Below are 11,144 nucleotides of genomic sequence, written 5' to 3' on the forward strand. Positions count from 1 at the left end.
GCACTCCTATGTCTATTCTCAAGCCAACCGCGGAAGAAAGCTCCCTCTGTGCGCAATGGGTTCGAAAGGTGTTCTCAATGCCCGCACCCACCGAGGCGGAGCGATTCGGGCAACTGAAAGTGCTCCGACAGGGATGGGGGTTCTGCCGCCGCAATCGCTCCATTGAGAACTGCCCGATGACCATCGGCAAGCGGACCTTCACCCGCGGACTCGCGACGCATGCCGTCAGCCGGATCGCGGTGACGCTGCCCGCCCCTGCCATTCTCTTCACCGCTGCGATCGGACGCGATCAGAATCCGGCGATCAGCGAACAGCGGGCGGCAATCGAGTTTCTCGTCGAGACGGACGGCTGCGAATGCTACCGGTCCGGACACATCCACGGCGGGGAAAAGGCAATCCCGATCCGGGTTCCGCTGAACGGGGCAACGGAGTTCGTCCTGCATGTCCGCGGCGAACAAAACTGGGGCCACGCCGACTGGGCCATGGCGCAGGTCACGCTGGCCGACGGCAAAACGCTCTGGCTGGATGAATTTCCCTTTTCCGGCGTCCAGCCGGACCAAACGCCGGGCTTCCCCTGCTCGTTCCGTTACGGCAACGCCGAATCGCACGCCCTTTTAGATTCCTGGCCGCTAACCGTGACCTCCCAGCGGCTGGATTCGGAACGGACCGCGCACACCGGGACTCGCGTCGATCCCAGGACCGGCCTGCAAATCACCCTGCGGATGATCCAATACCATGACTTCCCAGCCGTCGAATGGACGGTCTACTTCAAAAACACCGGCCGAAAGGACACGCCCATCCTGGAAGACATCCAAGCGCTGGACACGGTGCTCCATCGGGCGGCGGGCCAGGAGGAATGGACCCTCTTCCGGTCGCGAGGCAGTTACTGCGAGGCCCGCGACTTCGAACCAATCGACCAACCGGTCGGGCCGTCGGAACGCGTGGTCCTCTCCGGCAAGGCCGGACGTTCCTCGGGCCAGGACCTCCCATTCATGAACCTCAAGATGCCGGAAGGGGGCGTTTTGCTCGGCGTCGGCTGGAGCGGCCAGTGGTCGGCGACGTTCCAGCGCGACGCGGGGACCGGGCTGACCGTCCGGGCGGGAATGGAGCGGACGCACCTGAAGCTGCATCCCGGCGAGGAGATCCGCACGCCGGGCATCCTCCTATTCTTCTGGCGGGGCGAGGCCCTGCGGGCCCATAACCTCTTCCGCCGGTTCATGCTGGCCCGCCACACCCCGAAACAGTCCGGCCGGCCTGTGACTCTGCCGGTCTCCATGGGCCAGTGGGGCATGGTCGCGACGAAGGATCATATCGCCAAAATCAAGCTTCTCCTGAAGCACAAGGTCCCCTTCGAGCACTTCTGGATCGACGCCGGCTGGTACGGCGACTGCAAAAAGATGGAAGACTGGATACCCCAGGCCGGCACATGGTCCTTCAACAAGAAGCTCTATCCCAACGGACTTGAACCGCTGACCTCGCTGCTGGCCCGACACGGAAAGAGAATGATCCTCTGGTTCGATCCCGAACGCGCCTGCGACGGCAGCCAGATCCGCCGCGACCATCCCGGCTGGCTGACGAGCCTGAAAAACACGCCGTATTTCCTGTTCGACTTCGGAAACCCAGCCGCCCGCCGCTGGATCACCGACCATATCGCCGGAATGATCGAGAGCCAACGCATCGACATCTACCGCCACGATTCCAACGTCGATCCCCTGGAGTTCTGGCGAAAAAAAGACCGCCCCGACCGCCAGGGCATCGCCGAAATCCGGCATATCGAAGGGGTCTACACCTTCTGGGACGACCTTCGCCGCCGGTTCCCGAACCTGATCATCGACAACTGCTCCTCCGGCGGTCAGCGCCTGGACTTCGAAGCCCTGAGCCGCACGGTTCCCCTCTGGCGAACCGACTGGCCTGGACATCCCCATTACCATTCCGACGGCTCGCAGTCCCAGACCCACGGTTTGTCCTGGTGGCTGCCGGTGCACGCCATCGGACTTCGCTGGCCGGGCGATACCTACGATTTTCACAGCACCGTCGGCGCCGGCCTCGTCGGCGAGATCCCCGGCCTGGAGCACAAGGCGGTCCCCGCCGCCTGGCTGAAGAAACACCTTGCCATCGCCCGCTCCATCCGCGACTACTACCGCGGCGACTACTATCCGCTGACGAACTACAGCCTGGCTTCCGACGTCTGGCTGGCCTATCAGTTCGACCGGCCCGATCTGGCATCGGGAGTGCTTCTCGCCTTTAGACGGGAGACCTGCCCATACCCCGTGCTGAACGTCAAACTCAGAGGACTGCGTCCCGGCGCCTACTACCGCCTCAAGTTCTCGACGAAAGACCCCGATCAGCGCCATCGTGGAAGCGCCCTGATGAACAAAGGGATTGACATCCGTCTGAACCAGCCGCATGCTTCCGCCCTGGTCGTCTACCGCCGGGAATCAAATCCAAGGAGTTCCTCGCGATGAACGTCTCGCTGAACGGCAATCAATGGCTCATCGCCATCGACCCGCGGAATATCGGCCGACAACACCAATGGTTCAACACCCCGACGCCCGACGCCAAGCCGACGAGAGTCCCCTGGGTCATCCAGGGCGTTTTCCCCGGCTATCACGGTGTCGCCTGGTACTGGCGGGAGTTTCAGAGGATGCCGAATCCCTATCGGGAGGGACGGGTTCTGCTCCGGTTCCTGGCCGTGGATTACCGGGCCGAGGTGTGGCTCAACGGCGTCTTCCTCGGCAGCCACGACGGCGGCGAAAACCCCTTCACGCTGGATGCGACCGATGCCGTCCGGACGAAGGGGAACAATATCTTGGCGGTCCGGGTTTTAAATCCGACCCTCGAGCCGATCGACGGGATCAATCTTCTGGACACGCCGCACGGCTGCAAGACCGAACCGCTGTCGACCGGTCGGGTCTACAATGCCGGCGGGATCTGCGATTCGGTGGAACTGCTGGCGGTCCCCCCGGTCTGGGTCGAGGACCTGTACGCCAAACCCGATCCGACGACAGGAACCGTCGCCATCCAGGCAAACATCCGAAACAGCGGCGGGACGAAGATCAAGGGCTCTATCCAATGCACCCTTGCACCGGCCTCGGAGGGCCATACGCTGGATCGTGTCCTGCAAAATCGGGAATTGCCGCCGGGCGATACCTTCATCACGATGCAACTGCGAATCGACTCCCCGCGGCTCTGGGAGTTAAACGATCCATACTTGTACCGCGCTTCCGCTCGCGTATGGACGAGTGATCCGAGCGAGTTCAATGAAAAGACCACACGATGCGGCTTTCGGGACTTCCGGTTCGAAAACGGCTATTTCCGGCTCAACGGGCGAAGGATCTTCCTCTGCGGCCCGCTGGACCTGGTGCTCTACCCGGTCGGCTACCGGGTGCCGCACGACCCGGATTACATCCGGCGAAACGCCCTGGCGATGAAGATGATGGGATTCAACGCCTGCCGGCTGGTCTTCGGGGCCACGACGCCCCGCCAGTTGGACGTGTTCGACGAAATGGGCATCCTGGTCTACCAGGAGCATTACGGAAGCTGGATGATGCGGGATTCGGAGAACCTCGAACCCTGGTTCAACCGGTCGCTGACCGACATCATCCGCCGGGACCGGAATCATCCGAGCATCGTGATCTGGGGCGTGCTCAACGAAACGCTCGAGGGCCGGCTGTTTCGCCACGGCACCACCGTGCTGCCGCTGATCCGCGAGCTGGACGATTCCCGCATGGTCATGCTGAATTCCGGCCGGTTCGATCAGGACTTTACCATCGGGTCCTTCTGCAATCCGGGCGCGACGGACTGGGACGATTCCTTCCGCGACGAGCACCACTACCCGAATGTTCCGCACACCGAAAAGATCATCGGCAAATTGCGGACCCTGGGCGCCCCGGAGAAACCCGTGTTCCTTTCCGAATACGGAACGGGCGGAGCGATCGATTTTCCGCGGTTCTTGCGGCACTTCGAAAACCTCGACGCCATGCACGGCGACGACGCCCGCTATTACGCCGATCAGTACCGCCTGTTCACAGCCGATTGGACGCAATGGCAACTCCAGGACTGCTGGGCCCGGCCGGAAGACTTTTTCGCCGAGAGCCACCGGACCATGGCCAAACTCCGCGGGATCGGCGGCAATGCCCTGCGGGCGAACCCTAATCTCGTCGGGCATTGTATCTGCGGCATCGCGGATTCCGATTTTAACGGCATCGGGTTAATCAATAACTTCCGGGAACTCAAACCCGGCGTGATCGACGCGATCGCCGATACGCGGGCCCCCCTGCGGTGGTGCCTGTTCGTCGAGCCGGTCCATATCTATCGGGGTTCGACGGTTCGCCTTGAAGCGGTCCTGTCCAATGAAGATGTCCTCGAGCCGGGCGACTATCCGGTCCGATTCCAGGTCGCTGGACCCGACAATCAGGTGGTGTTTGACCGCACGATCACCATAACCCTGCCCGCACCGTCGGAAACATCCGAACCGCCGTTCGCCGTTCAAGTCTTCGACGAGGATGTAGTCATTGACGGACCTTCGGGGCAATACCGGTTCCTGGCCACGCTTCTGCACGGCGGAGCAGCCGCCGGCGGCGAAACGGAATTCCACGTGGGTGACAGGGCCGCGTATCCTTCGATCGATACCGACGTGGTTTTATGGTCCCCGGACCCGGAACTGGCCGCCTGGCTGTCGCAGCGGGGAATTCGCGTCAGGCCGTTTTCGTTTGAGGAACCCAAAACAAGGGAATTGATCCTGGTCGGCAGCAAGCCCGCCGAACCGGGCGGTCAAACCGCCTTCGCCGATCTGGCTGCGCGGATGGTACGCGGGTCCGCGGTCCTTTTCCTTTCACCGGAGGTTTTTAATCGTAATCCCGCGTGGGTGGGTCGTTTGGAAACGACGGGAACTCTTAACCTTTGCGTCCGGACCGAAAAGTTACCGGACTGGCCGGAGAGTGAACAGGAATACTTCGTCAATGATCTGTGGGGCGATTTCGGGTATCGGCTCACCGGCCTTTGCGAGGGGGACTATACGATCGAACTGGATTTTTGCGAATGGTATTGGAAGAAAAAGGGCCAGCGGGTCTTTGATGTCACGGTTAACGGCCGAACGGTTCTTCAGAATTTCGATATCCTGCATGAAGCCGGAGGAATGCTCAAACCCATCGCAAGAAAGATTACGGCCCGAAGTCTCGACGGCGGGTTGGAAATTAAACTCATCGACCGCAATCCACCCGCCGGGGCATCGCTGTGCCGGATGAGAATCCGGGACAGCCGGGGAAACCTGATGGCCGAGGACAGTGTCGTCTCCCGAGCGCGAAACAAAACCGGCTGGCTCCCGCTGGCCAGGAAAGGCCAACTGGCCGACCTGCACAGCGACTTTGGATATTACCGAAAAGACGACTGGACCAAACGTCACCCCGCCTTCCAGGGAATGCCGTCCGGCGGGATCATGGACTACGTCTACTACCGGGAGCTGATCCCCGATCTGGCCTTCTCCGGCCAGGAACCGCCCAAAGAGGCGATCGCAGGCAGCATTCGCACCAATCTGGGCTACGCCTCGGGCCTGATGCTCGCCGAATACCGCTTCGGCGCGGGCCGGTTCTTCCTCAACACCTTCAAAATCAGGGAAAACCTCGGCGCCTATCCGCCCGCCGACCGATTGCTCCTGAACCTCCTGGCCTGCGCGGGCGAACAATTGCATCAGCCGCCCGCCGAGCTTCCGCCAGACTTCGACGAGCACCTTCGAAGTATCCGGTTCCTGTAGCCGGTAGGGGGTGTCGCCGCGGAAAACGTGCCTTTCCCGCTTGGCCGGATGCGCTCGAACTTCCGCGGCACGCCCACTCTGGCATCACCGTTTCATTGTGTGTGATTCCCGGTAAGACTCACCTGCCAACCCGCGCCGCCGAGTGCCCCTGGGTCCTGAAGCGCACCATCAAATCCCTCTTCCGCACCCGTTCCCTGACCACCGCACTCTTCGTCCACGGCATGAACAAGGGCTTCCTCCGCATGGCCAAACGACAGGTCCAGTTCGACGCCCTCGCCCTCCCGCACCTCGCCAAAGTCCCCGTCACCCCGCTCCCAAGCTAGCCCGTCCGAGCGGGCCACAGCTTCTCAGCACCCCGAGCAAACGTACAAGACCGGCACAAAGCACCCGGACCACGCGCAAACGCCGGCGAGAAGCAAGAAGCCAGAAGAAGCAGAATGCCGCTGGGTGGCGGACCTGGATTTTACATTTTGCTGCTCGGTATTTTCAGTTTTCACTTTCTGTTCTTTCTCCGCGTCTTCCGCGTGCTCCGTGCCGCAGTCGTCTCGGACCGCCCGCATCGCGGGCCAACCGATGCGCCTGCGGAATCCGAATCTGCCGCAGCGGCCAGCCGTAAGGCGTCCGGTGCAGCGTGGCCAACGTCAGGTTCTTGCCGTCACTTCTCACGTCTGCTGCGTCGTTTCCGGCTGGTGGTCTTGGCGGGTTGACGCGTGTGGTGGTTCACGTACCACCCGTACCGCTCGATCGCGTTCCGCATCGCCAGCACATTCTCCACCTTCATGTTATCCGTCAGACTGTTGGAAGACGAGATGATATACCCGCCGTCGCGACCGATCGTCTCGATCCGGCTGCGAACCTGCGCCTCGATCTCCCGCGGCGTCCTGTGCACCAGGTCGTCCATGAAGATGTTGCCCACCAGCGCCGCCCGGCCGCCCACCTTCGCCTTGACCGCCGCGATGTCCATCACGTCCGGCTGGATCGGATGGATCGCCTGCTGGCCAAGCTCCAGCCACGAATCCAGCAGGGGAGTCATATCGCCGTCGCTGTGCGTGATCAGCGGCTTCGAAAACCGCGAAACCACCTGCCTCTCCTTGGGCAGAATGTGCTCAGCGTAGAACGCCGGACTGAACACCGGCCCCGAGTTGAACGCCACGTCGTCGAACGCCCAGATCACGTCGAACCCCAGCTCCTCCATGATCGGCACGACCCGCCCCGTCCAGTCGGCGTACGCGTCGTGCACCGCCGCGATCAGCCCCGGATCGTCCACCATCGCGTACGAAAACGCCTCGATGCCCATCGACAGCAGCGTCGCCCCGATCCCAAGCCGCACGCATGCGCAGGTGCAGTACTCCTCGCTGTGGTCCAGAAACTCCCGCGCCTTGGCCACGAAACCCGCGTCCCCCGGGTCGGGCAGCCTGAACACCCGCTCGAAATCCTCCCGCGTCCGAATCATCCCGTCCCCCACCAGCACCGGACTCCCGTCGTCAGCCGGAGTCATCTTGTGGGCGAAAATCGGGGCAAACGCCGAAAACTGAAGGTTGTCCTTGCCCAGCGCCCGGTTCACCTTCTTCTGTTCCTCAGCCAGCGCCGCCCCGCTCTGCCGGGGAAAGCCGTCCGGCGCGACCTGCCAGTCAACGTTCACCGGCACGCCCGCCACCGCCGATCCGATTCCGTTGCCCGTGATCCCCTCGATCCACGGCACCCGATCCGGAATCTGCCCAGCCAACACCGCCAGCACCCGTTCCCGCGACGTCATCGCCTCTCCTTCCCGCTACGCTCCGCGGCACGCGCGGATGAAGTCCTTCGACTCGAGCGTATCGCCGCTGTGCGTCTCGTGAAACCGGATCGCCCACCGCGTCGAAATCCGCTCCTCAATTGTGTCGGGAAACTCGATCCCCACCGTCGCGTCCCGCATCAGATAACAGCGGTAGCCGAAACCGAACATGTCCCCAATGCCGCCCGGAGCCCGCAGAATGCACATGTCCGCCGCGAACCCGGTATAGATCAAATTCTCGATCCCACGCTGCCGCAGTACCCGGTCGAACTGCCCCGACTGGTAAACCATCGGCTCGTCCGCCCGCGCCGCCGCCACCTTCGCACGGTCCATCGTCGCGTACGGCGATTTCGTCGCGTAATCCTTCCCGTGCGACCGGTCGACGATCCGCTGCCGCCAGCCGGGAACCGCCTCCGGTGGATGATAGTCGTCCGAACTCGGCGACCGCGGCGGATCCTGCTCGGCTTCGCACGAGCGATGCTTCGCCCAGATGTTCGGATGCTCCACGTGGGCCACCAGCACGCCCGCCGCCCGCGCCGCGTCCATCGCCGGACGGATCACCTCCCGCAAAATGCGCCCCGCTTCCGCAAAACTCTCCAGACTCCCCATCCCGACCAGAAAGTTCTTGTCCACCGCCGGCCCGCCCTCGCAGCCGATGTCCCAGCAGTGCAACACCACCAGCGCCGTCTTGTCGGCCTCCAGTTCCGTCTCCGTGAACTCATACCCCGCCCGGTCCAGCGGAATCGCCCGATAGTACCGCGTCTCAAATCTCAGTTTCTTCGCCACAGCCAGACCCTCATCTGTAATGCTCAATGATCCAGAGATAGCACATCCTTGCCGGACGCCTTCACCGCAAAATGATACGTACGCCTTCCGACCCGCACCTCGAAACCGTTGCCTTGCGCCCCAACCTCAACCGACGCCTTGGCGTCGGCCACCACCAAAGCAACGGCCTTCGCTTCGCCCGCCTCCGCCAAAAGCCGCGTCCCCGTCTCAAACGCCTCCTGCCGAAACCACTTCAGACTCGAAGCCGCAAATCCACTGGGTGCGTAAGGGACCTCTTCCCTCGACAGTTCCAGACCTTCCGGATACGCCGCACGCAAGACCATCGGTTGCCGGATGCCGCCGACGGTGGCGCAGCCGCCCGACACCCGACGCGCCGCGGGCGGAGTCAACTTCCACACCAACGGCCCCGACCCCGTCTCCGGACCCAGGCACTCAATGAAATCCACCCGCAGCCGCTTGCGCCGCACGCAGACCAGGTCGATCTCCCGAATGTCGCACGCCACCCCCGTGCCCGATACCTGCACCGCCGCCCCAAACGTGATAGACGTGTTCGGACGGCAATAAAACGTCTTGGGCCGGTCCATCGGACCCGCTCCCGCCGGCCGCACCATACCGAACGCCTTGGCCCCCGAAACCCGCACCCGCGCATCACCCACCGACAGCTCGATGAACGGCCGGCCCTGCGGGTCGTTCAATCCTCCCCATCGCGCGGTGATCTGATACCATCGTCCCGGCCGCAGCGTCGTCTTCGTCAGCGAAGCCTGCACCACCCGCCACTGCTGACTCACCGCCCGAAACGACAGCCGCCCGTCGCCCAGAAATCCAACGGCAAATTCATTCCCGCGAAAGCACCCGTGCCCGCAGCCGGCGTGGAACAGGATGCGCTCCTCCCGGTTCCCCTTCATGGACTCGTGCAGCCGGACCCCAAATGTCAGCTTGCCCGCATCCGGATTGAAATACCCGCCGTCATATTGCAGATAGTCCGCCCCGTCAGTCCGGACGAACGACCCGCCTCGCTCCGCGACCCGTTCGACCCCGCGATCCTTCATCCTCGCCGCCATCACCAGCACCGGCGGATTGTCGCCCACCACCCAATACTCCTGCCGCGTCCGACGCCCCTCGACCCGGAACCGGTCGCAGCCGCCATCCCGTCTCAACGCCGTCACCGACGTGATCGATTCGTCCTGCCCGCCCACCGCCAGACGCGTGCCGCCGCCAAACGGCTGCGAGTCACGGCTGCCGATCTCCCAGAACACCCGCTCCCCACGCCAGTAAAGGTCCGTATGCGAACAACCGTGCCCGCGACCCTTCGGGTCAAACCGCCCGATCAGCACCAGCCCGCCACGCCGGATCACCGCCTCCTGCGGGCCATTCGCGCTGTTCCGGAACAGGTGTGCCGTTCCCACTGGCGCCTGAGGCCTCGCCCGAAACTTCGGATCGCAAAACAGAATCGCGTACGGCCCATACGCCACGATGCACTCAGCCGTGCTCCCTTTGACCCCCATCCCGAACCGCAGCAGCCCGCCAAGACGCGAATCGCTCAACGCCAAATCCACAAGCCGACCGTCGCCCCCCATCTGGGCCAGCCTCAACAGGGCCGGCGAGACGTGCCAAAGCCCTTCCTCCCGCCGACCGATGGCCATCTCACCCTTCTCGCCGTTCCTTCGCGCCCGCGCATACTCCGCCACGTGATACCCCGCCCACCGCAGCGGTCGCGAAAACGTCGCCGGAAACTCGCGGTATAGATCGATTCCAGTTACATTAAGCAGTGCGTCCGCCAGTTGAAGCCGCCAGAAATTCTCGTAACCCCAAAACCCCACTCCGTCGCACGCCTCGCCGTCCTTTCCGCAGCCGTTGGGCATCAACGCCGCCCGCGCCCGGTGCACCACCGCCTCCAACCACGACGACGCCTCGTCCACCCGCCCGAGCAACGCCATCGCCGCCGTCCCGAAGTGCCCGTTGTCCACGATCGCGTGATGCCCGCCGGCCGGGTTGTCCCGCTGACCGTCCACCTCCGGCCACCAGCGCCGCATCAGGCCCGCCAGGCACTCCACCACCCGCTGCTCTTCGGCGACGCTCAACTCCCGCTCCAGCAGGTCCAACGCGACCGCCAACGCGTGCATGTGACGGTTCGCCGTATAGAAGTGCTCCTCGATCGCGTCGCAATGTTCCCATCGGCACACCGCCGCAAGCCACCGCTTGGCCGCCGCCAGCCACCGGCGGTCGCCCGTCCACGCGTAGGCGAAACTGTAGTTCTCGATCAACGCGGTCGCCCGCATCCCCTCGTAAAACGTGATGTACAACTGGTGGAACGGGTGCGGACTGTCCGGCCGACGGGCGATCCGAGCCGGCGGCACAACCGGCTCGTATTCCCGGCAATCAGCCAAAAGCCGCTTGAGCATCCGACGACGAACCGGATCCGTCGGCGGATCGTACCGGAAATCCACGTCGTCCACCGCCCGGAACAGCCTCGGCGCCGCCTGCCTGATCGCCGCAATCGTCATTGGATCGCCACTCCCTCGCCGCCCACAATCCCGACCTTGAGCATGGCCCTCTCCTTGTCCATCCACTCCGGTTCAGCCTGTCCAGCTTGTATAATACGCTGAAGCCTCTGGCCTTACATAGGCACTATCCGGTGAAAAACGTACATAATCCGATGATCGGGGCTTTCTCTGAACCTGCGGAAGGGCCTGCCTCATCACTGTGGGTCATGGACAATGTGCCTCCTTGCTGGAGGCCTCCAGTTCCACCCGACTGAATTCTCCGGCAACACCAGCCGCCGATCCCCACGCTGCGGCTTCCGCCGCGGCCCGCACTTGGCAACCGCGAAGA

The 11,144-nt window shown here is 63.4% G+C and carries 6 protein-coding genes; 3 read left to right on the forward strand and 3 right to left on the reverse strand.

What is annotated here, in order from left to right:
• The first annotated feature begins 77 nt into the window (after positions 1 to 77).
• From GXY33_04370 to GXY33_04380, 3 genes are all read left to right on the forward strand, one after another.
• Positions 78 to 2,465: a hypothetical protein gene (locus tag GXY33_04370; protein NLX04361.1), complete on the forward strand. Its 2,388-nt coding sequence runs from the start codon at positions 78 to 80 to the stop codon at positions 2,463 to 2,465.
• A complete protein-coding gene (locus GXY33_04375) occupies positions 2,462 to 5,752 on the forward strand; it encodes a hypothetical protein (GenBank protein ID NLX04362.1) in 3,291 nt (1,096 codons plus the stop codon). The genes GXY33_04370 and GXY33_04375 overlap by 4 nt, the downstream gene beginning before the upstream one ends.
• Positions 5,753 to 5,853: 101 nt before the next feature.
• Positions 5,854 to 6,075: a hypothetical protein gene (locus tag GXY33_04380; protein NLX04363.1), complete on the forward strand. Its 222-nt coding sequence runs from the start codon at positions 5,854 to 5,856 to the stop codon at positions 6,073 to 6,075.
• Positions 6,076 to 6,407: 332 nt separating this feature from the next.
• On the opposite strand, the gene GXY33_04385 is transcribed toward GXY33_04380, so the two are convergent.
• Genes GXY33_04385 through GXY33_04395 form a run of 3 tightly spaced genes read right to left on the reverse strand, consistent with a single transcriptional unit; the run spans position 6,408 to position 10,816 of the window.
• A complete protein-coding gene (locus GXY33_04385) occupies positions 6,408 to 7,508 on the reverse strand; it encodes a hypothetical protein (GenBank protein ID NLX04364.1) in 1,101 nt (366 codons plus the stop codon).
• A gap of 15 nt (positions 7,509 to 7,523) precedes the next feature.
• Positions 7,524 to 8,312, reverse strand: a complete 789-nt coding sequence (locus GXY33_04390; protein NLX04365.1) for a cysteine hydrolase family protein — start codon at positions 8,310 to 8,312, stop codon at positions 7,524 to 7,526.
• Between the two features lie 23 nt (positions 8,313 to 8,335).
• Positions 8,336 to 10,816 (reverse strand): hypothetical protein, encoded by a 2,481-nt coding sequence (locus GXY33_04395; protein ID NLX04366.1) that lies wholly within the window; start codon positions 10,814 to 10,816, stop codon positions 8,336 to 8,338.
• Positions 10,817 to 11,144 lie beyond the last annotated feature (328 nt).

The organism is Phycisphaerae bacterium (genome assembly GCA_012729815.1).
In the GTDB taxonomy this organism is placed as follows: Bacteria; Planctomycetota; Phycisphaerae; order JAAYCJ01; family JAAYCJ01; genus JAAYCJ01.